General features: G+C 50.2%; 27 protein-coding genes and 3 pseudogenes. 15 read left to right on the plus strand and 15 right to left on the minus strand.

What is annotated here, in order from left to right; all coding sequences use genetic code 11:
• Positions 1-247: 247 nt before the first annotated feature.
• From MJO57_RS03735 to mbhE, 14 genes and pseudogenes are all read right to left on the minus strand, one after another.
• Complete coding sequence (locus MJO57_RS03735) at positions 248-2,191, minus strand: F-box/WD repeat-containing protein (protein WP_252023070.1); 1,944 nt, start codon at positions 2,189-2,191, stop codon at positions 248-250.
• 280 nt (positions 2,192-2,471) lie between these two features.
• Entirely contained in the window at positions 2,472-3,887 is a 1,416-nt protein-coding gene (locus tag MJO57_RS03740; protein WP_252023072.1) for an LDL receptor domain-containing protein, read from the minus strand.
• A 139-nt stretch (positions 3,888-4,026) separates the two neighbouring features.
• Positions 4,027-5,913, minus strand: a complete 1,887-nt coding sequence (locus tag MJO57_RS03745; protein ID WP_252023074.1) for an F-box/WD40 repeat-containing protein — start codon at positions 5,911-5,913, stop codon at positions 4,027-4,029.
• A 431-nt stretch (positions 5,914-6,344) separates the two neighbouring features.
• On the minus strand, positions 6,345-7,718 hold the full coding sequence (locus tag MJO57_RS03750; RefSeq protein WP_252023076.1) for a hypothetical protein: 1,374 nt from the start codon (positions 7,716-7,718) through the stop codon (positions 6,345-6,347).
• A 321-nt stretch (positions 7,719-8,039) separates the two neighbouring features.
• Positions 8,040-8,267: pseudogene (locus tag MJO57_RS33105) on the minus strand (hypothetical protein); the annotation flags it as partial.
• A gap of 315 nt (positions 8,268-8,582) precedes the next feature.
• Complete coding sequence (locus MJO57_RS03755) at positions 8,583-9,983, minus strand: WD40 repeat domain-containing protein (RefSeq protein ID WP_252023078.1); 1,401 nt, start codon at positions 9,981-9,983, stop codon at positions 8,583-8,585.
• A gap of 267 nt (positions 9,984-10,250) precedes the next feature.
• A pseudogene (locus tag MJO57_RS33110) lies at positions 10,251-10,484 on the minus strand (hypothetical protein); the annotation flags it as partial.
• Positions 10,485-10,722: 238 nt separating this feature from the next.
• The gene (gene mnhG / locus MJO57_RS03765) at positions 10,723-11,028 is read right to left on the minus strand and encodes a monovalent cation/H(+) antiporter subunit G (RefSeq protein ID WP_252023082.1); all 306 of its coding nucleotides are present in this window, start codon (positions 11,026-11,028) and stop codon (positions 10,723-10,725) included.
• Positions 11,025-11,342, minus strand: a complete 318-nt coding sequence (locus MJO57_RS03770) for a cation:proton antiporter (protein ID WP_371924764.1) — start codon at positions 11,340-11,342, stop codon at positions 11,025-11,027. The genes mnhG and MJO57_RS03770 overlap by 4 nt, the downstream gene beginning before the upstream one ends.
• Positions 11,335-11,811 carry a Na+/H+ antiporter subunit E gene (locus MJO57_RS03775; RefSeq protein ID WP_252023084.1) on the minus strand — a complete coding sequence of 159 codons (477 nt, stop codon included), beginning with the start codon at positions 11,809-11,811 and terminating at the stop codon, positions 11,335-11,337. The genes MJO57_RS03770 and MJO57_RS03775 overlap by 8 nt, the downstream gene beginning before the upstream one ends.
• Positions 11,808-13,355, minus strand: coding sequence for a proton-conducting transporter membrane subunit (locus MJO57_RS03780; protein ID WP_252023086.1), 1,548 nt, complete (start codon positions 13,353-13,355; stop codon positions 11,808-11,810). The genes MJO57_RS03775 and MJO57_RS03780 overlap by 4 nt, the downstream gene beginning before the upstream one ends.
• Positions 13,352-13,705, minus strand: a complete 354-nt coding sequence (locus MJO57_RS03785) for a Na+/H+ antiporter subunit C (RefSeq protein WP_066014866.1) — start codon at positions 13,703-13,705, stop codon at positions 13,352-13,354. The genes MJO57_RS03780 and MJO57_RS03785 overlap by 4 nt, the downstream gene beginning before the upstream one ends.
• On the minus strand, positions 13,705-14,097 hold the full coding sequence (locus tag MJO57_RS03790) for an MnhB domain-containing protein (protein ID WP_252023098.1): 393 nt from the start codon (positions 14,095-14,097) through the stop codon (positions 13,705-13,707). The genes MJO57_RS03785 and MJO57_RS03790 overlap by 1 nt, the downstream gene beginning before the upstream one ends.
• Positions 14,097-16,172, minus strand: coding sequence for a hydrogen gas-evolving membrane-bound hydrogenase subunit E (gene mbhE, locus MJO57_RS03795; protein ID WP_252023100.1), 2,076 nt, complete (start codon positions 16,170-16,172; stop codon positions 14,097-14,099). The genes MJO57_RS03790 and mbhE overlap by 1 nt, the downstream gene beginning before the upstream one ends.
• 44 nt (positions 16,173-16,216) lie before the next feature.
• Here mbhE and MJO57_RS03800 point away from each other — a divergent pair, with 44 nt between their 5' ends.
• The 3 genes from MJO57_RS03800 to MJO57_RS03810 all read left to right on the plus strand — a co-directional run bounded on the left by MJO57_RS03800 (position 16,217) and on the right by MJO57_RS03810 (position 18,954).
• The gene (locus MJO57_RS03800) at positions 16,217-17,332 is read left to right on the plus strand and encodes an IS4 family transposase (protein ID WP_252023102.1); all 1,116 of its coding nucleotides are present in this window, start codon (positions 16,217-16,219) and stop codon (positions 17,330-17,332) included.
• Positions 17,333-17,383: 51 nt separating this feature from the next.
• Positions 17,384-18,340: an IS1595 family transposase gene (locus MJO57_RS03805; protein ID WP_252017306.1), complete on the plus strand. Its 957-nt coding sequence runs from the start codon at positions 17,384-17,386 to the stop codon at positions 18,338-18,340.
• Between the two features lie 254 nt (positions 18,341-18,594).
• A complete protein-coding gene (locus tag MJO57_RS03810) occupies positions 18,595-18,954 on the plus strand; it encodes an IS4 family transposase (protein WP_252023104.1) in 360 nt (119 codons plus the stop codon).
• 20 nt (positions 18,955-18,974) lie between these two features.
• On the opposite strand, the pseudogene MJO57_RS33115 reads toward MJO57_RS03810, so the two are convergent.
• Positions 18,975-19,223, minus strand: a pseudogene (locus tag MJO57_RS33115) (hypothetical protein); the annotation flags it as partial.
• 174 nt (positions 19,224-19,397) lie between these two features.
• On the opposite strand from MJO57_RS33115, the gene MJO57_RS03815 reads away from it, so the two are divergent.
• The 12 genes from MJO57_RS03815 to rpsQ all read left to right on the plus strand — a co-directional run bounded on the left by MJO57_RS03815 (position 19,398) and on the right by rpsQ (position 25,675).
• Positions 19,398-20,342: a C40 family peptidase gene (locus tag MJO57_RS03815; RefSeq protein ID WP_252023106.1), complete on the plus strand. Its 945-nt coding sequence runs from the start codon at positions 19,398-19,400 to the stop codon at positions 20,340-20,342.
• Positions 20,343-20,586: 244 nt separating this feature from the next.
• Complete coding sequence (gene rpsJ / locus MJO57_RS03820) at positions 20,587-20,922, plus strand: 30S ribosomal protein S10 (RefSeq protein WP_066014867.1); 336 nt, start codon at positions 20,587-20,589, stop codon at positions 20,920-20,922.
• Positions 20,923-21,023: 101 nt separating this feature from the next.
• Positions 21,024-21,668, plus strand: coding sequence for a 50S ribosomal protein L3 (gene rplC / locus MJO57_RS03825; protein WP_252023108.1), 645 nt, complete (start codon positions 21,024-21,026; stop codon positions 21,666-21,668).
• Positions 21,669-21,680: 12 nt separating this feature from the next.
• Positions 21,681-22,283 carry a 50S ribosomal protein L4 gene (gene rplD, locus MJO57_RS03830; RefSeq protein WP_252023110.1) on the plus strand — a complete coding sequence of 201 codons (603 nt, stop codon included), beginning with the start codon at positions 21,681-21,683 and terminating at the stop codon, positions 22,281-22,283.
• Positions 22,280-22,576 (plus strand): 50S ribosomal protein L23, encoded by a 297-nt coding sequence (gene rplW, locus MJO57_RS03835; protein ID WP_066014869.1) that lies wholly within the window; start codon positions 22,280-22,282, stop codon positions 22,574-22,576. The genes rplD and rplW overlap by 4 nt, the downstream gene beginning before the upstream one ends.
• A gap of 11 nt (positions 22,577-22,587) precedes the next feature.
• Positions 22,588-23,415 (plus strand): 50S ribosomal protein L2, encoded by an 828-nt coding sequence (rplB, locus tag MJO57_RS03840; protein ID WP_252023112.1) that lies wholly within the window; start codon positions 22,588-22,590, stop codon positions 23,413-23,415.
• Positions 23,416-23,436: 21 nt separating this feature from the next.
• The gene (gene rpsS, locus MJO57_RS03845; protein WP_066014871.1) at positions 23,437-23,715 is read left to right on the plus strand and encodes a 30S ribosomal protein S19; all 279 of its coding nucleotides are present in this window, start codon (positions 23,437-23,439) and stop codon (positions 23,713-23,715) included.
• 12 nt (positions 23,716-23,727) lie between these two features.
• Positions 23,728-24,063: a 50S ribosomal protein L22 gene (rplV, locus tag MJO57_RS03850; RefSeq protein WP_209201929.1), complete on the plus strand. Its 336-nt coding sequence runs from the start codon at positions 23,728-23,730 to the stop codon at positions 24,061-24,063.
• Positions 24,064-24,074: 11 nt separating this feature from the next.
• A complete protein-coding gene (rpsC, locus tag MJO57_RS03855) occupies positions 24,075-24,782 on the plus strand; it encodes a 30S ribosomal protein S3 (RefSeq protein WP_101746638.1) in 708 nt (235 codons plus the stop codon).
• Positions 24,783-24,793: 11 nt separating this feature from the next.
• Positions 24,794-25,207 (plus strand): 50S ribosomal protein L16, encoded by a 414-nt coding sequence (rplP, locus tag MJO57_RS03860; RefSeq protein ID WP_252023114.1) that lies wholly within the window; start codon positions 24,794-24,796, stop codon positions 25,205-25,207.
• On the plus strand, positions 25,207-25,398 hold the full coding sequence (gene rpmC / locus MJO57_RS03865; RefSeq protein WP_252026927.1) for a 50S ribosomal protein L29: 192 nt from the start codon (positions 25,207-25,209) through the stop codon (positions 25,396-25,398). Before rplP ends, rpmC begins: the two co-directional genes overlap by 1 nt.
• 1 nt (position 25,399) lies before the next feature.
• Positions 25,400-25,675, plus strand: coding sequence for a 30S ribosomal protein S17 (gene rpsQ / locus MJO57_RS03870; protein ID WP_101746637.1), 276 nt, complete (start codon positions 25,400-25,402; stop codon positions 25,673-25,675).
• The last annotated feature ends 3 nt before the right edge of the window (positions 25,676-25,678 follow it).

Below are 25,678 nucleotides of genomic sequence, written 5' to 3' on the forward strand. Positions count from 1 at the left end.
ATCAATCCATTCCAGTATGCCGGTGGCCGGGAGCCTGTCGGACTTAAGGCTGCCCTACTGCGGTTGCGATAAATTGGTCTAAAAGCAGTATAGAAGCTTTTATTTATGTTGCCGGTTTTCCTGCGCTGGAAATTATTGAACTTTGTTCCCGGGATCTGCCCCGAAATAACTTCCCGGTTTGATCCTGATTCAGAAGCAAATGAATAGCTGCTGTCCTGCTGGCAGAGATGAGGTTTGATTTAAGCCATCATTCATTCGGTAGTGCCTCCGCCATTTCATTGCTGCTTTGGGTTGATGAAGCTGCCGGAATCGGCTTGCCTGAATCGTTTATTTCCCAGACGTGCAGAGTGAAACCGGGGGGAATGCCGTGAGCCATAGTAAGGCTCACGGCCAACACTTCATGCTCTGCCAGTGGATTGAAGCAGGCGTTCATTATACGATCTTGCTTGATAACCCCCTTGAGTGACCAGCGTCTTTGATCGCTGTGTCCCAGGATTTCTATCTTCGAAACATTGTAAGTCAATGCATGAAGGCCAGACAGGCTAAAGTGGTAACTGGTGAGTGGTGGGCATTGCCTGAAATGGGTTTGAAGAGACCATTCATCTGCCCGGCTCCTCCCCCAGATGCAATAAGTACAGCCGTCCCTGCCGCTGACCAGTATGTGGCGGTCAGACGGACTGAACAAGACACTTTCCACACGAAAATTATGATGGAGCTTTATTGCTGAGTCACCCCCCCCTCTTGATGCAGCCTCCGGCGGCGACGATAGAAGATCGTCCAGCGACCGGTCAGGCCATTCTTCCGATATGCGCCATAGCAGCACATCACGTTCACGGTTGCTGAATAAGTAGTTACCGACATGACTGAAGTAAATTAAACGGAAGTCCGAAAAAATTGTGGTCTTTTCCCATATTCCCGATGGCTTTGGGCGGTAAATTGAGACCCGTCTGCTATGGGGACAATCTCCGTCAATACCCACCAGAAGTTGATTCTTCATCTGACTGAATGTGGCATAATCAATACTACCTTCTGTTAATAATTCCAACGGCTGCGCTGAACAGGCGCCATGATCATCCAGAGCTAACATCGTCATTTGCTTCATGTGAAGCAGTGCCAGATACTGCTCCGATGGACTGAACAGGGCGGTAACCACTGGCGTTTTCGGGTCGAGGCCGCGAACTTCCATTTTCAGCCAGCCATTATCTTCCATGCGCCAGACGATTACCGGATTGTTGCTGCTACAGGCCACCATGTATTTCCCCGAAGGGCTGAATTCGACAACCTGATCCGACCGCAAAGTTACCGTGCCGACGTCGTCCCAACCGCTGTGAGCAGGTCGAAAGGTATTAACAACACAATGTGGTGCCTCGCTGCAGGTTGACAGGCGATTTGTGCAAGCACTGAATTTTGCCTCGGTAATTACCCGACGCTCGCTGTTATCGGACCAATTCAAGTGCTCTTCTGCCCATTGCCCCCGGTCATCCCTGGCCAGAAGTCGAGTGTCATTCAAATGGTAGCCATAAAACAATAAATGACAACCGGACGGGCTGAAGCAAACATCATAAGGAATAGCAGCCTGACTATTTGCAATCCTCGCATTCAGAGGGAGCGCTACTTTAAATCGCTCAACCAGACGGTAAGCCGGGCATTGTTCCATCCTTCCTAATGTGCTGAGGCATAGTAGTGCGGGTGTCTGTGGCAGGTTTTTTACTTTTCTCTCCCTGAACGATATCACTCTGTCGTTGAGGGGTGCTGACGCAGCAAATGGATGCAAGCGCAGGTACTTTTTCTGCCACGGAACCACTTTCTGGTACTGTTCCCGGAAGTGTTGGGGAAGTCGGGCAAAATAAGACAGTTCCTGAATATAATTGAATTCTTTAACCACTTCCCTGAATGCAAGACAGGTCCCATTGACCTGCCGGATATCATCGAATTCAAGGTAGTCAAAAATCATGACCAGAAGTTCAGTAGGGAGTTCGGTAATCCTTCGTTGCTGCAAAGGCTGATTCTGCGGGCTTGGCTCCGGGAGTGCGATAGCGGGCAGGGTGTTGGCGGGAGCCGTTTTTTCAGGCTGATTTACAGGCCAATCCTGCATCATTGAAAGCCCTGCTGCACCTGCAGACACAGGATAGCTCATGGTCTTGCTCCACTTAAACGCGCCACTGCGATTAAACGCGCTACTGCGATTCATTGCTCAAATTGACAAACCCGAAAACAGGAAGTTCCCAGACAGCCTGCCGGGTAATTATCCATGCCGGTATGCTGGTGGCTCGAGCACGCTGTAGCATACCGGTCCCTCGATTGAAAAAGCTGTATAGGTGCTTATATTTATGTTGCCGGTTTCCTGCCCTGAACATTATTGACCTTTGTCCTTGGGATCTGCCCCAAAATAACTTCCCGGTTACATCCTGATTCAGAAGCAAATGAATAGCTGCTTTCCTGCTGGAAGAGATGATGATTGATTTGAGCCATCATACGTTCTGTAGTGCCACCGCCCTTTTAGCGCTTCCGGAAAGAGTATGCAGTTCCATTGCTGCTTCGGGTTGATGATGAGACTGTCGGAATTGCAACGGATGCCTGAGTGCGTTCAATAATAAAGGTGTTGTTGGTGCGTTCGGATTTCCCTGCCGGAGGGTTTTGTAGCTTTTATAGGTGCAAACTCCATAGGCAGCGGCTGCACCTGCTGCCAAAACAGCGGGTAATGCAAGCCAGGCATAAGGGGAGGGTTCGGCTGATGCTTCAAGACCCGTATCGGTAGCATTGAGTATTGGGCTGGTTGCAGGGTTGCTTGAAGAGTTGCTTGATGAGCTGGTTACAGGGCTGCATAAAACCATTTGCTCATCCGAGCTATCATGACAATCATCATACCCATTGCACAGCCCTTTGGGATCAATACATTGGTTGTTGTCGCAGTGGAAATCACGCCCCAGCATTTCACATTTGTCCTGTGTGCATCCATCCTCATCCGAGCTATCATAACAATCATTGAATCCATTGCACTGCAATCCGGTGTCAATACATATGTCGTTGGCGCAGTGGAAATCACGTCCAAGCCTTTCACATTTGTCCTGTGTGCATCCCTGTTCATCCGAGTTATCACTACAATCCTTATCTCCATCGCACTGCCATTCGGAGTCAATACATTCCTTGTTGTCACAGATAAACCGCCCTAACTCTTCACATTTGTCCTTTGTACAGCCCTGCTCATCCGAGTTATCCCCACAGTCATCATAATCATCGCACTGCAAACTGAGGTTAATGCATTCTTTGTTGTCACAGATAAACCGCCCTAGCGCTTCACATTTCTCCTGTGTGCATCCCTGTTCATCCGAGTTATCACCACAATTATTATCCCCATCGCACTGCAATTCGGGGTTAATACACTTGTTGTTGTCGCAGATAAACCGCCCCAACTCTTTACACTTGTCCTGTGTGCAACCCTGCTCATCCGAGCTGTCAAAACATTGAATATCGCCATCGCACTGCCATCCCGGATTAATACATATGTTATTGTTGCATTGGAATTGCCCGGAAGCGCACGCTGCCAGAGTCGGCTGCTGCTGACTATACAATACCGCCAACCCGAGCAGTGTTTCTTTAAGCCCCGGCGCTACGGCGCCAATATAGGGTGAGCTCATTACCTGGCTGAAGGCAAAATGTACCGCACTGCGCACCAGTTTTCTTCCGGTCTGCAAGGCATCACCGGCCAGTTGCCTTACCCTGTAGTCAGAAATCGCCTTGTGTTCAGGCTGTTGAACGGAATCATGATGGCATCTGGTGTGGGCCTGACAAACAGCGATACCTGTTCCATTTGACGTTTTCGCAGAGCTCGAAGCCCCTGACTGGAAGGGGAAATCGTTTGGCACGGCAGAAGTTGTAACGAGCATTTGGAAACCTTCTGGATATATCATATCAATCCATGCAATTATGCAGGTGGCTCAAGCACGCCGTAGCATAACCGGTCCCTCGATTGAAAAAGCAGTATAGAAGCTTTAATTTATGTTGCCGGTCTTCCTGCGCTGAAAATTATTGAACTTTGTTCTTTGCATTGCTGCTTTGGGTTGATGATGCTGCCGGAATCGGCTTGCCCGAATCGCTTATTTCCCAGATATGCAGAGTGATAACGGGAATGCCGTGATCCGTAGTAAAGCTCATGACCACCACTTCATGGTCTGCCAGTGGATTGAAGCAGGCTTGCATTATACCCTCTTGCTTGATAACTCCCTTGAGTGACCAGCGTTCTTGATCGCTGTGTCCCAGGATTTGTATCGTCGAACCATTGTGAATCAATACATGAAGGCCAGACAGGCTAAAGCGGTATCTGGCGAGTGGTAAGCATTGCCTGGAATGGGTTTGAAGAGACCATTCTTCTGCCTGGGTCTTCCCCCAAATGAAATAATTAATGTCCTGTTTGCAGCTAACCAGTATGTGGCGGTCAGACGGACTGAACAAGATACTTTTCACACGGAAAGGATGATGGAGCTTTATTCCTGAGTCAAACACCGCTCTTGCGGCCTCCAGCGGCGGTGATAGAAGATGGTCCTGCGGTCGGTCAGACCATTCTTCCGGCATGCGCCATAGCAGCACATCACGTCCAATGTTAGTGAATAAGTAGTTACCGGCGGGGCTGAAGTAAACTGGACGGAAGTCCGGAAAAATTGTGGTCTCTTCCCATATTCCCGATGGCTTTGAGCGATAAATTGAGACCCGCCTGCTATGGGGACAAGCTCCGTCAATACCCACCAGAAGTTGATCCGCCATCTGGCTGAATGTGGCATATTTAATACGACCTTCTGTTAATAACTCCAACGGCTGCGCTGAACAGGCGCCATGATCATCCAGAGCTAACATCGTCATTTGCATATCGTGAACCAGTGCCAGATACTGCTCCGATGGACTGAACAGGGCGCTAACAGCTGGCGTTTCCGGGTCGAGGCCGCGAACTTCCATTTTCAGCCAACCATCATCTCCATTCATGCGCCAGACGATTACCGGGTTGTTGCGGCTAAAGGCCACCATGTATTTCCCCGAAGGGCTGAATTCGACATCCTGATCCGACCGTAAAGTTACCGTGCCGACGTCGTCCCAACCGTTGTGAGCAGGTCGTAAGGTATTAACACAATGGTGCTCGCTGTAGGTTGACAGGCGATTTGCGCAAGCACTGAAGTTTGCCACGGTAATTATCCGACGCTCACTGTTATCGGACCAATTCAAGTGCTGTTCTGCCCATTGCCCCCGATCATCTCTGGCCAGAAGTCGAGAGTCATTCAAATGGTAGCCATAAAACAACAAATGACAACCGGACGAGCTGAAGCAAACATCATGAGGAATACCAGCCTGACTATTTGCAAGCCTCGCAGGCAGAGGGAGCGCAACTTTAAAGCGCTCAACCAGATGGTAAGCCGGGCATTGTTCCATCCTTCCTAATGTGTTGAGGCACAGTAGTGCTGGTGCCTGTGGCAGGTTCTTTACTTTTCTCTCTCTGAACGATATCGCTCGGTTGTTGAGGGGTGCTGACGCAGCAAATGGATGCAAGTGCAGGTATTTTTTCTGCCATGGAACCGCTTTCTGGTACTGTTCCCGGAAGTATTGGGGAAGTCGGGCAAAATAAGACAGTTCCTGAATATAATTAAATTCTTTAACCACTTCCCTGAAGGCAAGACAGGTTGCATTGACCTGCCGGATATCATCGAATTCAAGGCAGTCAAAAATCATGACCAGAAGTTCAGTAGGGAGTTCGGTAATCCTTCGTTGCTGCAAAGGCTGATTCTGCGGGGCCTGATTCTGAGGGCCTGGCTCTGGGAGTGCGATAGCGGGCAGGGTGTTGGCGGGAGTCGTTTTTTCAGGCTGATTTACAGGCCAATCCTGCATCATTGAAAGGCCTGCTGCACCTGAAGACACAGGATAGCTCATGGTCTTGCTCCACTCTTAAACGCGCTATTGCCGACAATGCCAAGATTATTGAAATCATTGATTCATTGTTCAAATTGACAAGCCCGAAAAAAGGAAGTTCCCTGGCAGCCTCCCAGAGCACGCTGTAGCATACCGGTCCCTCGATTGAAAAAGCAGTATCGGGCTTTTATTTGCCGTGAAAGAAAATTGCCACGGAGACAGGGAGAACAGAAAAAAAGCTTTTCCTCTGTGTCTCCGTGACTCTGTGGCTAAAGCTTTAAATGACAGAGGGTGACAAACCATCGTTATGAACATTTGTGTTGCCAGTTTCCTGCGCTGAACATTATTGACCCTTGGGATCTGCCCCAAAATAACTTCCCGGTTTGATCCTGATTCAGAAGCAAATGAATAGCTGCTTTCCTGCTGGTAGAGATGATGATTGATGTAAGCCATCATTCATTCGGTAGTGCCTTCACCATTTCATTGCTGCTTTGGGTTGATGATGCTGCCGGAATCGGCTTGCCTGAATCGCTTATTTCCCAGACTTGTAGAGTGATATTCACCATGTCGCCATCCATAGTTACGCTAAGGACCACCACTTCATGCTCTGATGTTGGATTGAAGTATGCCATCTGGATACCGTCTTGCTTGATACTCCCTTTGAGTTGCCATTGCTTTTGATCGTTGCGCCCCAGAATTCCTACCATGTGATCGTTGCAAGTCAGCGCATGAAGACCTGAGAGGCTAAAGCTGGTGAAGTCTGCGGTGACCTCCCTGGTGATGGTTTGAATTGACCATATCCCTGCCTGGCTCTTCTCCCAGATACAGATTGTGCTTTCCGCACTATAGCTGGTGGTCAGCACATGACTGTCAGACGGGCTGAATAGCGCCTTTTTCACAGCGAAATCATGCTTGAGCCTTATTGCTGATTCAAGCCTTGATGGGGAACTCAACTGCGGCGAGAGACACTGGTTCAGCGACCAGTCAGACCAATTTTCCGGTCTGCGCCATAGCAGCACATCCTCGCAAGGCATCGGACCACCAATTGTATTAGATTTAGTGAACAGGTATTTACCGGTAGAGCTGAATTGAAGATCAAGGAACTCCGGGAAGATCACCGTCTCTTGCCATTTCCCCGATGGTTCCGGGCTGTGAATTGAGACCCGTCCGGGATGGTTAGAATTTTTATCAATAAGCACCAGAAGCTGATCTTCCACTGGGCTGAAGTAGGCTAAATCAATAAGCCATCTTGTTAATATTGAATGCTGTGCTGACCAGACTCCACGATCATCCAGAGATAATATGGTCGTTTTATCCATCGTGCGCAGTGCCAGGTACCGCTCCGAAGGACTGAACTGGATGCCACCCACCAATACTCCGGGGGAGAGGCCGGAAACTTCCATTTTTAGCCAACCATTATTATTGGCGTTCATGCGCCAGAGGATTGCCGGTTCGCCCCCCTCACTGGTCACCATATAGTTCCCTGAAGGGCTGAATTTGACCATTTGATCCGGCAAAGTTTCCTTGCCGACTTCTTTCCAGCAGTTGTCAGCAGGTCGCAAGGTGTTAACGTAACCCTCACTGCTGCAGGTTAACAGGCGATTGCTGCAAGCACTGAAGTTTGCCTCGGTAATTACCCGACTGCCGCGGTTATCGGACCAGTTCAGTGGCTCTTCTGCCCATCGCCCCCGGTCATCCCTGGCCAGAATTCGGGAGTCATTCAAAAGACGGCCATAAAACAACAGATGTCGACTGGACGGACTGAACCGAACATCAAGAATAGCTGCGGTCTGGTCATATGGTTCACTTAGTTCACGTACACGCATTGGGAGAGTGACTGTATGCCGCTCAACCAGCCGGTAAGCCGGGCACTTTTCCATCTTCCCCAAAGTGTCAAGGCATAGTAGTGCGGGCAGCTGCGGAAGGCTCTTTATTATTCTGTCCCTGAACGGTATCACTTTGTTGTTGAATGGTGCTGAAGAGGCAAATGGATGCGAAGCCAGGCATTTTTTCTGCCAGGGAGCATTTTGCTGGTACTGTTCCCGAAAGCTTAGGGGAAGTCGGGCAAAATAAGACAGTTCCTGAATGTATTTGTATTCTTTGACCACATCCCGAAATGCAAGACAGGTTGCATTGACCTGCCGGATATCATCGAATTCAAGGCAGTCAAAAATCATGACCAGAAGTTCAGTAGGGAGTTCGGTAATCCTTCGTTGCTGCAAAGGCTTATTCTGCGAAGCCTGATTCTGAGGCCCTGGCTCAGGGAGTGCGATAGCGGACAGGGTATTGGCGGGAGCGGTTTTTTCAGGCTGATTTACAGGCCAATCCTGCATCATTGAAAGGCCTGCTGCACCTGAAGACACAGGATAGCTCATGGTCTTGATCCACTCTTAAACGCGCTATTGCTGACAATACCAAGACTATTGAAATCATTGATTCAATGTTCAAATTGACAAGCCCGAAAAAAGGAAGTTCCCTGGCAGCCTCCCAGAGCACGCTGGAGCATACCGGTCCCTCGATTGAAAAAGCAGTATAGGTACTCTTATTTATGTTGCCGGTTTGCCTGTGCTGAACATTATTGACCTTTGTTGTTGGGATCTACCCCAAAATAACTTCCCGGTTTGATCCTGATTCAGAAGCAAATGAATAGCTGCTTTCCTGCTGGCAGAGATGATGATTGATTTAAGCCATCATTCATTCTGTAGTACCTCCGCTATTCCATTGCTGCTTTGGGTTGATGATGCTGCCGGAATCGGCTTGCCTGAATCACTTATTTCCCAGACGCGCAGAGTGACATTAAAAGTGCCGTGATCCGGAGTAAAGCTCATGACCAACACTTCATGCTCTGCCGTTGGATTGAAGCTGGCTTTCGTTATAAAGTCTTGCTTGATAACCCCCTTAAGTGCCCAGTGTTTTCGATCGCGGTGTCCCAGGATTTCTATCTTCGAACTGTTGTAAGTCAATACATGAAGGCCAGACAGGCTAAAGCAGTATCTGGTGAGTGGTGGTGAGTATTGCCTGGAAAGGGTTTGAAGAGACCATTCTTCTGCCTGGCTCCTCCCCCAGATGCAATAAATAGTGCCGTGCTCGCAGCTGACCAGTATGTGGCGGTCAGACGGACTGAACACGACACTTTCCACATGGAAACGATTATGGAGATTTATTGAGTCAAACTCCGCTCTTGATGGGGCCTCCAGCGGCGGCGATGGAAGATGGTCCAGCGGTCGGTCAGACCATTCTTCCGGTATGCGCAATAGCAGCACATCACGTCCACTGTTAGTGAATAAGTAGTTACCGGCGGGGCTGAAGTAAACTAGACGGAAGTCCGGAAAAATTGTGGCTTCTTCCCATATTCCCGATGGCTTTGGGCGGTAAATTGAGACCCGTTTGCTTTGGGGACCATCTCCGGCAATACCCACCAGAAGTTGATCTGCCATCTGGCTGAATGTGACATATTCAATACGACCTTCTGTTAATAATTCCAACGGCTGCGCTGAACAGGCGCCATGATCATCCAGAGCTAACATCGTCATTTGCTGCGCGTTAACCAGTGCCAGATACTGCTCCGATGGACTGAACAGGGTGGTAACCACTGGCGTTTTCGGGTCGAGGCCGCGAACCTCCATTTTCAGCCAACCATCATCTCCATTCATGCGCCAGACGTTTACCGGGTTGTTGCTGCTTAAGGCCACCATATATTTCCCCGAACGGCTGAATTCGACATCCTGATCCGATCGTAAAGTTACCGTGCCGACGTCGTCCCAACCGCTGTGAGCAGGTCGTAAGGTATTAACACAATGCTGCTGGCTGCAGGTTGACAGGCGATTTGTGCAAGCACTGAAGTTTGCCTCGATAATTACCCGACGCTCACTGTTATCGGACCAATTAATGTGCTCTTCTGCCCATTGCCCCCGGTCATCCCTGGCCAGAAGTCGAGAGTCATTCAAATGGTGGCCAAAAAAAAACAAATGACAACCGGACGGGCTGAAGCACACATCTTGAGCAACGCCAGCCTGATTATTTGCAAACCTATGCAGAGGGAGCGTTACTTTAAATCGCTCAACCAGATGGTAAGCCGGGCATTGTTCCATCTTCCCTAATGTGCTGAGGCACAGTAGCGCGGGTGTCTGTGGCAGGCTCTTAACTTTCCTCTCTCTGAACGATATCACTCGGTCGTTGAGGGGGGCTGACGCAGCAAATGGATGCAAGTGCAGGTATTTTTTCTGCTGCGGGACCGTTTTCTGGTACTGTTCCCGGAAGTGTTGGGGAAGTCGGGCAAAATAAGACAGTTCCTGAATATAATTGAATTCTTTAACCACTTCCCTGAAGGCAAGACAGGTTGCATTGACCTGCCGGATATCATCGAATTCAAGGCAGTCAAAAATCATGACCAGAAGTTCAGTAGGGAGTTCGGTAATCCTTCGTTGCTGCAAAGGCTGATTCTGCAGGGCCTGATTCTGAGGGCCTGGCTCCGGGAGTGCGATAGCGGACAGAGTGTTGGCGGGCGCAGTTTTTTCAGGCTGATTTACAGGCCAATCCTGCATCATTGGAGAAAGGCCTGCTGCTGCACCTGAAGACACAGGATAGTTCATGGTCTTGTTCCACTCTTAAACGCGCTATTGCCGACAATACTAAGAGTAATGAAATCATTAATTCATTGTTCAAATTGACAAGCCCGAAAACAGGAAGTTCCCTGGCAGCCTCCCGGGTAATTATCCTTTAATTATTTCCCCATCATCTGTTGACCCGAAGTGGAGAGTAAGGAGGCAGCGGAAGGAACTAAAGGCCTGAAATGTCAGGCCAGTTTCAGAGGGGAAGATACTGCACGAACTAATCCTGCTGATGACCACGCCACATCTTGTAGTTATTCATCAACAGCGATTTACCCAGCAGTTGTGCGGCAACAGGAGCCGTCATCAGAATGAATGCGATAATTCCCACAGCCCGTGAAATAACAGACGTATCGTGAAAGTGCAGCGCAACAGCCGCCATAATCAAACCCACCCCAATGGTGCCCGCCTTGGTGGATGAATGCATGCGAATATAGGCATCCGGCATTCGTAAAATACCCAGCGCAGAGAAAAAGCTGAACAGTACTCCGACTATCAGACAGCTGGCGACCACCCAATCCATCATAATTCTTCTCCTGGGCGCGGGTTTGAGTCTGTCACCGAGTGACCCGATGGCACGCGCATGATAAAGCGGGCAAAGGCAATGGTGCTGAGAAACGCAACCAGCGCCAGAGTAATGGCAATATCCATAAACGCAGTGGCGTTGCTGTAGATGGTAAACACACCAATAAAGCCGATGGTGATAAAGGCAATCAGGTCCAGAGCAATAACCCGGTCAGCCAGAGAGGGGCCTCTGCACAGCCTGATAAATGCCAGGGCCAGGCTGGCTAACAGACCGGCAAAGGCGAAGTTAGTCGCAAACGCCATCAGGTCAGTCACGGGTCACCTCCAGAATACGGCGTTCCAATGTGTCTTTAATGTCGTCGATCACCGATTGCTCATCCTGGCTGAACATGGCATGGATGATCAAATACCGGCGATCTTCACTGACATCCAGGCTCAGTGATCCCGGTGTCAGCGATACGATATTGGCCAGCAACATAATCTCAAAGTCAGACTCAACCGCCAGTGGCACGTTGATGATGGCCGGATGACTCAGGTGGGTAGGTGTGATGACATCCCATACTACTTGCAGGCTGCTGGTCAGCAGCTTGTAGAGGAAGACCAACAGCAGTTTCAGGGCTGCCCATAACTTGCGCCCATAATTGGGTTTATTCCGGAACGGTTCCGTCAATAGCAGGGCAAAAAAACCAACCACAAAACCAATGGTAAAATCGGTACTGCCGTAGTTGCCGTTCAGCAGCATCCAACCAAATGCCAGGAGAATGTTTAATAAAAACAGGTTCATTGTTGCGACCCTCCTGTGAGTAAAGAGAGCTCCGTCGTATACGAGCGGGTGTCGTTGCCCAGCACTGCTTCAATGTACGGCTGTGGGTTAAGCAGGTTTGTTGCGGAGGTTTCTGCCAGCTGATAAATGGGCTCGACCACCAAACCGATCAGAATGGTAATCACCGCCAGTGCCGCAATGGGTACGATGTACAGGCAGTTTTCCTTCCACGTCAGGGTAATGGGTGCTGCTGCATTCTCCGGCAGCGGTTTCCAGAACGCTTCTGCCCAGATTTTAGTCATGGAGTAAATGGTCATCAGACCAACAAACAACGCAGTTGCAGCCAGCAGATAGTCTTCAGTTAGCAGGCTTGCCTTGATCACCAGAAACTTGCCCCAGAAACCGGACAGTGGTGGAAAGCCGGCCAGAGAGAAAGCCGGAATTAAGAACAGCAGCGCCAGCCAGGGCATGGCGCTATAGGCACCACCGAGCTCACGCAGGTTATCGCTGCCCTGTTTACGTTTCAGAAAGCCGCCAATCAGGAACAGATTAGCCTTAACAATAATGTGATGGATGATGTAGAAAATCGCCCCGGTAATGGCCAGCGGTGTATAGATGGCCAGCCCCATCAGCATATACCCAATCTGACTGATAATATGAAACGACAGTATTCGTTTAATATTGAACTGGCTGGCAGCACCGAGAACGCCGGTGAGCATGGTCAGGCCGGCAATCACAATCAGTAATGGCTGGTAACCACTGTCAACAAGGTCAAACACGACAGTGAAGACCCGCATCAAGGCGTAAACGCCAACCTTGGTCAGCAGCGCAGCGTACAGGGCAACGATGGCGCTGGGCAGGTGATGGTAGGATGCTGGCAGCCAGGAGAAGACCGGGAACGCCGATGCCTTGATGGCAAAACCAAAGAGAAACAGCCCGGAAACAAGCATCATGGTGGTGTCCGGCAGCTGTGCAACTTTGGCGTGCAGGTCGGCCATATTCAATGTACCGGTAGCACCATAAAGCAGACCGATAGCCAGCAGGAAAACCATGGTGGATATCAGGTTGAGTACGACGTATTTCACCGCAGCATCCACTTGCTGCTTATTTGCGTTCAGCACCATCAAGCCAAATGAAGTAATCAGCATGACTTCAAAAAATACATAGAGGTTGAAGATGTCTCCGGTTAAAAAGCTGCCCATAACACCGGCCAGCAGCGCATGAATCAGGCTGTGATAAATAGCATAGAACGGTTTGCTGCGTAAATCGGCGGTGCTGTATAGCACAATGGCGGTACCGATAATGGCAGTAATCAATACCATGCTGGCAGACAGCAGGTCAGCAACAAAGACAATACCGAAGGGGGCTTTCCAGTCCCCAAAAGCGGTCACCTGCAGTCCTCCTGAGATAACCTGTTGCATCAGCAATAGGGCGACACACAGATTGGCGATCGCACCGCACCAGCTGATCACAGACGACAGTGAACTGGCACGAAAGCTGAAGGCGCAGGCCGTTGCGGTAAGCAACGGAATAAAAACAGGCATAACCAGCAGCCAATGCGTCATTGCCCGGCCTCCGCGTGTTGCATTTTATCCATGTCAGCAGTGCCAAGCTCTTTGATGGCGCGATAGGCCAGTAATAAGGTGAATAACAGCAGGCCGAAACCGATCACGATAGCAGTAAGAATGAGTGCCTGAGGCAGTGGGTTTGCGTAACCGGCAGCAGGCAGTAAAGCGTCACTGGCAATCAACGGTGGATTACCACGGGTTAATCGGCCGGCGACAAAAATGGCCAGGTTGATGGCATTACTGACCAGAATCATACCGAACAGAAAGCGCACGATATGGCGTTCCAGCATCAGGAAAACACCGCAGGCCGTCATCAGACCGACGACCAGGCACCAGAGAAATTCCATTAACTTAACTCCTCTTCCACATTGAGCAGGACCATCAGTACGGAGCCGATCACGGCAAGATAGATGCCGATGTCAAACAACAGTGGGCTACCCATTTTGCCCCACCACAGACCAGAGAGAAAAGGCTGTCCAAAGAACAGTGGCAGCAGTCCGGCCAGAAGCGCTATTAATACACCGGAGCCGGCAAAGACCGCAGGTGGATAGACCAGGCGGTCGCGCACATAGCCAGTGGTTTCAGCCAGCATTAACAGGGCAAAGGCAATCACCGCAATAAGACCCGCGATAAACCCACCGCCCGGATTGTTGTGGCCGCGCAACAGCAGGTAGACGGAAAACACCAGCATCAGCACCGTGACGAAATGGGCACTGGTACGAAAAATAATCGATGACATTAACGGTGCTCCTTGTCGGTATCAGAGACCAGCTTATTAATCCGTTTACCGGCCAATACGGCGACGGCGGCCAGTCCGGCAATGACCACCACGACGGCCTCACCAAGGGTGTCGAAAGCTCGGAAATCCACCAGGATAACATTGACGATATTGCGTCCCTTGCCACCGCTGACGCTGGTTTGGGCATAGAACTCGGAGATTGCCTGATTCATGGGGACGGCAGTGATGATCCACAGCGCCAGAGTGATGCTGATCCCGATACCTGCAGCAACGAAGGCGTGAACCAGACGGCGAGACGTTGAATGCCGGGGCACGGAGCTGACTGCGGATAAGTGGCGCAACACGATGGCAATAAAGACGACCAGAAGGGTTTCGACCAGCAGCTGTGTTTTGGCAACATCCGGTGCGCTGTAAACCAGAAATACCATGGTGGTCAGAAAGCCAATGGTGCCAAGTGCGGCAACCGCCAGTAGCAGGGTACGAGCTTTAACCACTACAAAAGCGGCGATGACCAGAAAGACTGCAAGAACGACGTCGTAGTAATACAGGCCCCATTCAATAGAGGGCAGTGGGTGTATTGGCCAGAGCGCTCTGGCAAGAACTGTCCCGAGAAAAGCCAGCAGCACCAGGAAGAACTGCAGGCTGTATTGGGTAAGGTGGCCATGCTGCAACACATGGGTTTGCCAGTTCGCCAGTTTAATCACCGCATCCAGCAGGTGCTGATAAACCGCTGGCCCGGAGGGTAACCCGGACAGGAGCTGGTCGAGCCTTGGTTTCAGGCGTGGATAAGCTACATAGAGCAGGATACCGAGTAACAGCGTGAGTGCGCTCAACAACAGTGGCAGGTTTAAGCCCTCCCAGAGTTTGACCGTTTTCACCTGAGGGGTTGCCAGCATCACTGCAGCAGCAGGATCTATCACCAGACCCTGATACCAGTTCAGCAATGCTACCGGCACAATAACTGACAGTAGTGCCAGAACCATGGGCGGCAACCACAGCAGATGATTATGCTCAACGGCTTTCATTGGTGCGGCTTTTGGGTGATGAGGTTTTAAAAAAGGTTTGATCAGGATTAGCAATGCCAGAGCAACCATGATGGCGTTAGCCAGCAGCATGATGCCGGAAAGCGCCCAGCCAAATTCGAGGCCTGCTTTATAGAGGTATTCCTTGGATAGAAAGCCAAACGATGGCGGCAGACCAGCTTTGGAAGCTGCGGTTACCAGAGCGGCGGTGAAACTGATGGCCAGTACCGCACGCAGGCCGGCCAGCTCATGGTATTCACGGGTGCCGGTGGCCTTATCGATATTGCCGACCACCATAAACAATCCGGCCTTATAAAAGGAGTGTGCGGCAATTAACAGTAACGCGGCAGTGACGGCATAGCTGCTGCCGATGCCGATCAGCATCACCAGCTGGCCCAGGATGACATTGGTACTGAAGGCGAGCATCAGTTTTAGGTCAGTCTGACGGTAAGCCTGTATGGCGCACCACAGCGCAGTAAAAGCACCGGCACTGCACAGCAGGGTGAACCATAACGTGCTGTCGCCATACAAGGGCAGCAGTCGTGCCAACAGATAAACGCCGGCCTTCACCATGGTGGACGAGTGTAGATAAGCGCTGACCGGTGTGGGGGCAGCCATGGCACCTGGTAGCCAGAAATGAAAGGGAAATTGCGCCGATTTAGTGAATGCACCAAGCAGAATAAGTAGCAGTGATGGGGTAAACCAGGCGTGCTGAGACAGCAAAACACCTTGGGTAATGATGGCACTGAGGCTGTAAGTCCCCGCCATTTCGCCCAGCATAATCAGGCCCGCCAACAGTGCCAGACCGCCGCTGCCGGTAACCAGCATGGCTTGCAGAGCGTTCTTGCGGGATTTTTCCTGTTCGTGGTTAAAGCCAATTAGCAGATAAGAGGTGAGGGTGGTTAATTCCCAAAATACGAACAGCAATAGCAGGTTATCGGCCAGCACCAGACCCAGCATGGCCAGCATAAACAGGGTCAGATACAGATGAAACGCACCGCGACCTTTGTAGGCTTTCATATAAGCGATGGCATAGAGCTGTCTCTTGATCACAAATAGCTACCTTGTTCTATCATTTCTCACTGATAAAACAGGTCATGCTTCCACTTTCTCCTAAACCATGGTCAGAACTAACTTTTGGATGTGCTGATTTGGGCGATACTCGACGTACAAAACGACTTGTCAAAGTTGCTGCCGAGCTTTCAGCTCATACCGGTAATTCTTTGTCATCTTCATGCGAAGGTTATACCGCACTGGTAACTGGAGCTTACCGGCTGATTGAGAATGAGGCCGTAAAGCCTGAAGCAATAGCTGAGGCAGGCTTTCAGGCAACTGCCAAAATAGCGAGACAGTCTCGCCTACTTCTGGCTCTCGAAGATACAACAACCCTGGGTTATAAACATGCTGTCAGATCCGAGCTTGGTGATCTTGGAGGTCCTGAAGGCTCTAAAACCAGAGGATTCCACGTCCACTCTGTCTTCTTGGTTGATGCGGATACAGAGCGAAGCATTGGGCTTATTGATCAAGAACGATGGGTTAGAGAGGACGTTCAGCGGGGGAAAAAGAACCAACGTCGTCAGCTACCTTACGAGGGAAAGGAAAGCTTTAAGTGGCAAAGAGCCTCTGAAAACACAGAACAAAGGATGGGGGGTAAAATGCCTGACATCATCAGTGTTTGCGACCGGGAGGCGGATATATACGAATATATGCACTACAAACTGGATAACCGACAGCGGTTTGTTGTAAGAGCTACACAAAACAGAATCCTGGTGGATGGCGAACTCTTATTATTTGATTCCTTAGCTCAGACTGAAGTGTTGGGGAAATATACGATAGTGGTTCCTCAAAAAGGAGGTAGAAAGAAGCGAAAGGCAACGCTGCAGGTCAAAAGAAAGAAGATGACAATACAGGCGCCGCAAAGGCCAGGCGGCAGGCCGGAACCGGTAACTATGAATATTGTGTCGGCTGAAGAGATTGGCAATGACTCCGAAGACCGTTTGCACTGGGTACTATTGACAACTGAAGATATTGAAACATTCGAAGACTGTCGCTCTATCATTCGATTTCACGAGCTCCGATGGCGAATAGAAGAGTTCCATAAGGCTTGGAAATCGGGAGCAGGAGTAGAAAGGCTTCGTCTGCAATCTCCGGATAACATTGAACGACTTGCGGTCATATTAATGTTCCTGATTACCACCGACCCTACGTCGTGAGCCAGCTGCTATAATAAACGTCGATAGTCATGTGTTTTGGAGGTAAAACTGATGTGTAAAAACACCATTCAGTTCCAAAAAGGCCTTGGCATTATGCAATTTCTGGCTAATTACGGCAGTGAAGAGCAGTGTGAGAACGCGCTGTCCTCTTGGCGCTGGCCAGATGGCTTCCAATGCCCGAAGTGTGGCTCCCGCAGTTTCTGCAAGCTTCACCGGAAAGCTGAATTCCAGTGCAATTGCTGCCGTTGCCAAACCTCGCTTACCAGTAACACTATCTTTGACTCAACAAAGCTGCCTCTAGCTACCTGGTTTCTGGGTATCTATCTCGTCACCCAGAATAAAGCGGGGATTTCTTGCCTGACGCTTCATCGACAACTTGGCATTTCCTACAATGCCGCATTGCGCATGAAACACAAACTCATGCAGGTCATGATGGAAAGAGATAACAGCTGGCAGTTGAGTGGTTTTGTTCAGATTGATGACGCCTATTGGGGCGGAGAGCGCCACGGAGGCCGCCGGGGCAGAGGCTCAGAGAACAAAGCCCCCTTCGTGGCCGCAGTTCAGACAGATGCTGATAACCACCCTATCTACATGAAGTTCAATGCCGTTGATAACTTCCGGCGAAAAACCATTCAGGAGTGGGCAGAACATGCCCTGAAAAAGGGTGTCCGGGCCGTCAGCGATGGCTTGTCCTGTTTCCGGGGTATTGAAGATGCCGGATGCCAGCACACAGCCATCATTACCGGTGGTGGGCATGCATCCATGGAGAATGAGTTGTTCACCTGGGTAAATACCATGCTGGGAAACGTGAAAACAGCGATTACCGGTACTTACCATAAGCTCGACCCCAAGCATCTGGGCCGTTATCTATCAGAGTTCAACTATCGGTTTAACCGGCGTTTTGATATGCCTTCAATGATCTCAAGGCTAGGTCGGGCTGCAGTCAATACAGCACCGATGCCGGATCGACTTCTCAAACTGCCAGACGTCCAGTGGAAACCGGGTTAGCCATCAACCGATAATTGAAAGTCAGTTGACGTATTAATATCATTATTTCGAATGATGATGTGGGTCTTTGCTTGTTCGGAGCGGTTATGAAACCGAATTTAGTTGATAATCTGGAGAACAAGCCGTCATGATGCCTGCTCCACCGGTAATACTGGAGAGGTTCTATTATTTCTTTACCGGGTTATAGACATAAAGAATGAAAAGCTGCACGTATATTCTTAAATTATCTTTCCCTGTGTCATGACGTACGATCAGTGGTAATCAGGTTAATGTTTGTCGCTGTCAGACTAATGCAAATCCGTGAAGCATTAATGTTACCGAATGACAGGCAGCACAAAGACAGAAAGCTTTGGAGTGAAAAAACACTCGCGAATGAGGTGGTCAGTGATGATGAATGGCAGGTTCTCTGGCTAACCTATGAAAAAAAAGCGTTGCCCGATAAGCCGCCAACAGTCACTTGGCTGCTTCAAACGATTGCTCGGCTTGGTGGTTGGGGTGATTCAAAGCATACAGGGCAGCCCGGCTGGTTAGTGGTATGGGAAGGCTGGGCGAAATTGCAGGATCGGGTAAAAACCTGGCAGATAGCCCGGCAGTTCAGCGCTGGAGAGATGTGATCAAGAGTCAGGGCATAGAGCTGGACCAGAAACCCGACGCCGCTGATTAAACTGGCAAACAGGACGCTGAGGCCATCAAGGCGGAGTGAAAAATCAATACCCAGTGACGGAATCCAGGGCCAATACATTAGGGACTCGGGTGGTTTATAGCTGGCGCCGATCAGCAGAAAAATCCCAAGCGGCAGCATTGCACAGAACGCCAGCCAGAGTTTAAGTGTTGGATTTTGCATGAAATAAGGCCGTAAATATCGTTCTAATGAGAAAGCCATAATTAAGGTGGGACATTATAATGGCACTTTCGCTTTACTATATAGACAAAAGTTATGTCGCCTATAAGGGCTGTGTCTGCAGGGTGACATTGGAATGATCCGTTTCTTATTAATGGCTTTTTACTATGATTGTAAGGATATAACCAATGAATAATGATCAGGGATGATGAATTTATGAAGGTTAACAAAAATCCGGGGGTGGTGAATAATAATTGTGATAACGCGGAAACCAGGAATGTTGGCAAGACAGCGGATCAGCGCAAAGTAGGCCAGCACATCGCAAAGCGTAACTTTCAGTTCGGTATCAAGTTTGTTGCGAAACTCTTGTCAAGCTATAAGATTTCATCAACAGCAATTAATAATAAGATAAAAGTTCAATCTGACCATGCCAATGCGGCAGGAGCTAAAGTAGTGGAGGCTGCCAATAAGATGGTTGGTCGGTATCACTGGGGACCGCCGGCGATGAATGTTGATGGTGGTAAAAATGGTATGGAAGAGCTGGTGAAACATGGCAAACCGATCAATGAGCAATCCAGGCTTAACTGTTGGGAGGGGGTTTTACAGGCGGGGATGAAAAGTGGAGTATTGCCTGAGGATGAACTGGTAAAATGGATGAAAAAAAACGAGGCCATGAGCAGCGACTTTGATTATACCGGGAAAATCACTGAGCTGTTTGGCATGGAGAATTCCTTACCTTTGCACGATACTGTTCCGGAACCGGGCGATATTATTCTCTTTTACGGTAACGCTCATGTAGCGCTTTCCATGGGTGGGGATCAAATGTTGCATTTGCCGAATCATAATGAATTTAAAGAGCAGTCAATGACCGAATTTGTTGATTCCGTCAAGAGTGATGATTGGCTGTACGCATCATTTCTTAAGAGTGCAGCAGAGACCGCATGCTATGTTTCTGACGAAGAAGTGAGCCACAAAGTTTATGACAAGGTTTGTGACTTTTCGGAAGCGGTAAAAGATTTGAAATCAGGCAAAATGTCTAAAGGGCGTTGCGGTTTTAAAAAACGAGTAGCTCAGGAGGCATTTTCAGACATAGAAAGTCAGTTGGCAGTCAGAGTAATTAAAAATCCGTGGGGAAAAATGCTCGACCTTATAGAAAATTAACGATAGGAGATTGATGAATTGTGGACTGTAACCAGTCTGCCTTCCGATAGTCCCTATTCAATTTCCCCGCCAGCCCAGTATAGTGCCCGCCCGATAAATAACCCTCAGCCCCTCATATAACAAAAACTTGTTTGAACGCTTGTATTGACAGCAGGTTTTGTGGTTAGTAGAATTTCGCGTCCTTTTGTCCAGGTGACATAGTTCACCGGACTTTGTTCTTTATAGATGCCATGGTTAGAACAAAATGAGCCAACAATCAAAGCAGTCCTCACAGGCGCAGCAAATTCGTATTCGCCTGAAGGCTTTTGACCATCGCCTGATTGACCAGTCTACGCAGGAAATCGTTGATACTGCAAAAAGAACTGGTGCGCAGGTTCGTGGTCCAATCCCTCTGCCAACACGAAAAGAACGTTTTACGGTACTGATTTCTCCACACGTCAACAAAGACGCCCGTGACCAGTATGAGATCCGTACCCATAAGCGTCTTCTCGACATTATCGAGCCCACCGAAAAAACTGTAGACGCACTGATGAAACTGGATCTGGCAGCCGGTGTCGAAGTGCAGATCAGTCTCGGTTAATGAGGCCATGGGCTCTCCATCAAAGTGTGCACACTTTTGTGTAACAGCTCTGAAGTGAGCGGCCATAGTGGGTGATAGCCCCGTACACGAGAGAGGTTGAAATGACTATTGGATTAGTCGGCAAGAAACGCGGTATGACCCGTGTTTTCACCGAAGACGGTGCTTCCATACCAGTGACCGTAATTGAGGTAGATCCAAACCGTGTTACCCAGGTGAAAACCCTGGAAACCGATGGATACACTGCAATTCAGGTGACTTCTGGTAGCAAGAAAAGCAGCCGTCTGAGCAAGCCGGAAGCTGGCCACTTCGCCAAAGCAGGCGTTGAAGCTGGTTCTGGTCTCTGGGAATTCCGTATCGACGCTGACGCTGAATATAAAGCGGGCGACGTTATCGGTGTAGACCTGTTTGAGCAAGGTCAGAAAGTAGATGTTACCGGTCAGTCCAAGGGTAAGGGCTTCCAGGGTGCAATCAAGCGCTGGAACTTCCGTATGCAGGACGCCACGCACGGTAACTCGCTGTCTCACCGTGCACCTGGCTCTATCGGCCAGTGTCAGACTCCTGGTCGTGTCTTCAAAGGCAAGAAAATGGCTGGACATATGGGCGCGGAAAACGTGACCGTACAGTCCCTGGAACTCGTTCGCGTTGATAGCGAGCGTAACCTGCTGCTGGTCAAAGGCGCAGTACCCGGTGCAACCGGTGCTGACGTTATTGTTCGTCCAGCAGTTAAAGCACGTGCTCACGCCTGAGGGGATTAGACGATGGAACTGAAGGTAAACGGTGCAGATGCCGTTCAGGTCTCAGACGTGACTTTTGGCACTGAATTCAACGAAACCCTGGTTCACCAGGCGGTTGTTGCATTCATGGCCGGTGCGCGTCAAGGCACCAGAGCTCAGAAAAGCCGCAGCGACGTAAGTGGCGGTGGTCGTAAGCCCTGGCGTCAGAAAGGTTCCGGTCGTGCACGCGCCGGTACTATCCGCAGCCCACTGTGGCGCGGGGGCGGCAAGACCTTTGCTGCCAAACCACAGAATCATGCTCAAAAGCTGAACAAGAAGATGTATCGCGCAGCACTGCGCTCCATCTTGTCCGAGCTGGTTCGTCAGGAGCGTCTGGTAGTGGTTGAGCAGTTCGCTGTTGAATCACCAAAGACCAAGCTGGTTGTTGCCAAGCTGAATGAACTGAACGCTAACGGCGCGTTGATCGTTGCTGATGAAGTGGATCAGAACATTTATCTGGCCGCTCGCAACATTCCTCACGTGGATGTTCGTGACGTGCAGGGCATTGATCCGGTTAGCCTGGTTGCTCACGAGAAAGTCGTGATGACCGTGTCTGCCATCAAGAAGTTCGAGGAGATGCTGGGATGAACCAGGAACGTATTTTTAAAGTTCTGCTTGGTCCGCACATTTCCGAGAAGGCCACTGTCGTTGCTGAAGAGCACAACCAGTACGTCTTCAAGGTAGCTAAGGACGCAACCAAGCTCGAAATCAAAAAAGCTGTTGAGCAGCTGTTTGAAGTCAGCGTTAAAGCTGTCAGGACTGCCGTTGTTAAGGGCAAGACCAAGCGTACTCGTTTCGGTATGGGCCAGCGCTCAGACTGGAAAAAGGCTTACGTCAGCCTGGAGCAAGGTCAGGAAATTGACTTCGCGGACGCGGAATAAGGAGCTAGAGAATGGCAGTAATCAAATGCAAGCCGACTTCTCCAGGTCGCCGCTTCGTTGTCAAGGTAGTTAACCCTGACCTCCACAAGGGCCGTCCTTACGCGCCTCTGTTGGAAAAGAAAGGCAAAACTGGTGGTCGCAACAATGCTGGTCGTATCACTACCCGTCATCGCGGGGGTGGTCACAAGCAGCACTATCGTATCGTCGATTTTCGTCGCAACAAGGACGGCATTCCAGCGGTTGTTGAGCGTCTGGAATACGATCCAAACCGTACTGCGCACATCGCCCTGTTGAAATACATGGACGGTGAGCGTCGTTACATTATCGCACCTAAAGGTGTGAAAGCCGGTGATGAGCTGTTCTCCGGTGTCGATGCCCCGATCAAGGCTGGTAATACTCTGCCGCTGCGCAATATTCCACAGGGTTCCATCGTACACTGTGTAGAAATGAAGCCTGGTAAAGGCGCTCAGATGATTCGCAGTGCTGGTGCTTCTGCCCAGCTGGTCGCTCGTGACGGTGCTTACGTTACCCTGCGTCTGCGTTCCGGTGAAATGCGTAAAGTATTGGCTGACTGTCGCGCCACTCTGGGCGAAGTCTCTAACAGTGAGCACAACCTGCGCTCTCTGGGTAAAGCGGGTGCTAAGCGCTGGCGTGGTGTGCGTCCGACCGTTCGTGGTGTTGCCATGAACCCGGTAGATCACCCACATGGTGGTGGTGAAGGTCGTACTTCCGGTGGTCGTCATCCTGTGACGCCATGGGGTGTTCCGACCAAGGGTCGCAAGACTCGTTCCAACAAGCGTACGGACAAAATGATCGTACGTCGTCGCAGCGCGAAGTAAGCCTAGAGAGAGGATACGATAGTGCCACGTTCATTGAAAAAAGGCCCATTTATCGACCTTCACCTGCTGAAGAAAGTCGAAGAAGCGGCTGAAAGCGGCAACAAGCGTCCGATCAAGACCTGGTCTCGCCGCTCCATGATTATCCCAACGATGGTTGGTCTGACTCTGGCTGTGCACAACGGTCGTCAGCACGTTCCGGTCTTCGTTACCGAAGATATGGTTGGCCACAAGCTGGGTGAGTTTGCTGCAACCCGTACTTATCGCGGTCACGCAGCAGACAAGAAGGCCAAGAAGCGCTAAGAGGGTATAGAAATGAAAGAAGTTGCTGCTATGCATAAAGGCGCTCGCATTTCTGCCCAGAAAGCGCGTCTGGTCGCTGACCAGATCCGCGGCAAGGCAGTTGGCGACGCCCTGGATCTCCTGAGCTACAGCCCGAAAAAAGCTGCAGTTCTGGTTAAGAAAGTGCTTGAGTCTGCTATTGCAAACGCTGAGCACAATGACGGCATGGACATCGATGAGCTGAAAGTCTCTACTGTCTTCGTTGACGAAGGCATGACGATGAAGCGCATTCGTCCCCGTGCCAAGGGTCGTGCTGATCGCATTCTGAAGCGGTCTTGCCATATTACGGTTAAGGTTGCAGAGGTCTAAGGAGCGGTCAGATGGGTCAGAAAGTACATCCTAATGGAATTCGCCTGGGCATCGTAAAGCCCCACCGTTCAGTCTGGTTTGCAGATGGCAGCGATTACGCTGACAAACTGAATGCTGACTTGGCGGTGCGCAGTTTCATTGAAGAGAAGCTGAAAAACGCTTCTGTGAGCCATGTTGAAATTCAGCGTCCAGCTCAAAGCGCTCGCGTTACCATTCACACTGCCCGTCCGGGTATCGTGATCGGTAAAAAGGGTGAAGACGTTGAGAAGCTGCGTCAGGCTGTGTCCAAAATGATGGGCGTGCCTGTGCACATCAACATTGAAGAAATCCGCAAGCCTGAACTGAATGCCATGCTGGTGGCTCAGAGCATCGCTGGCCAGCTGGAGCGTCGTGTGATGTTCCGTCGTGCCATGAAGCGCTCTGTACAGAACGCTATGCGACTGGGTGCCAAGGGTATCAAGGTTCAACTGAGTGGCCGTCTTGGCGGTGCTGAAATCGCGCGTACTGAATGGTACCGCGAAGGTCGTGTGCCACTGCACACCCTGCGTGCTGACATCGATTATGCACATTATGAAGCACTGACCACCTACGGCATTCTGGGTGTGAAGGTCTGGATCTTTAAAGGTGAGGTTATCGGTGGCATGGCGCCAACGGTTGAGCCTTCCAAAGATAAAGAACAGCCAGCTCGTCGCCCTAAGAAGCGTCAGGCTAAGAGTTAAGGAGCGCGGAAATGTTACAGCCTAAGCGTACGAAATTTCGTAAGCAGCAAAAAGGCCGCAATCGTGGTCTGGCACTCCGCGGCTCCAAGGTTAGCTTCGGCGAATACGCATTGAAAGCAATCGGTCGTGGACGTATAACAGCTCGCCAGATCGAGGCGGCTCGTCGTGCCATGACCCGTCACATTAAACGTGGCGGTAAAATCTGGATCCGCGTCTTCCCTGACAAGCCGATCACCGGTAAGCCTCTTGAGGTTCGTCAGGGTAAAGGTAAGGGTAACGTGGAATACTGGGTGTGCCAGATTCAACCAGGCCGCGTTCTCTATGAGATGGAAGGTGTGTCCGAAGAGCTGGCTTGTGAAGCCTTTGCTCTTGCAGCAGCCAAGCTGCCACTGGAAACTGCCTTCGTTAAGCGGAGCGTAATGTGATGAAAGCTGCTGAACTGCGTGAAAAGTCTGTAGAGGAGCTCAATGCTGAGCTGCTCTCTCTGCTGCGGGATCAGTTTAACTTCCGTATGCAGAAAGCTACTGGCCAGCTGGGTCAAAGCCATCTGCTGAAGCAGGTTAAGCGCGACATCGCTCGTGTGAAAACCATCCTGAACCAAAAGGCAGGAGCATAAGATGGCTGAAGAACTGGTAGGTCAGAAAAAGATCCGTACACTGTCCGGTAAGGTCGTGAGCGACAAGATGGATAAAACCATCACTGTGCTCATTGAGCGCCGGGTAAAACATCCGCTTCTGGGTAAAATCGTGAAGCGGTCCACCAAGTTGCACGCTCATGATGAAAACAACGACTGCCGTATGGGTGACGTTGTTACCATCAAAGAGACGCGTCCTCTGTCAAAGAGCAAGACGTTTACGCTTGTATCCATTGACGAGCGTGCTACTCAGATCTAAGGC

The sequence above is a fragment of the Endozoicomonas sp. SCSIO W0465 genome, assembly GCF_023716865.1.
Taxonomy (GTDB): domain Bacteria; phylum Pseudomonadota; class Gammaproteobacteria; order Pseudomonadales; family Endozoicomonadaceae; genus Endozoicomonas.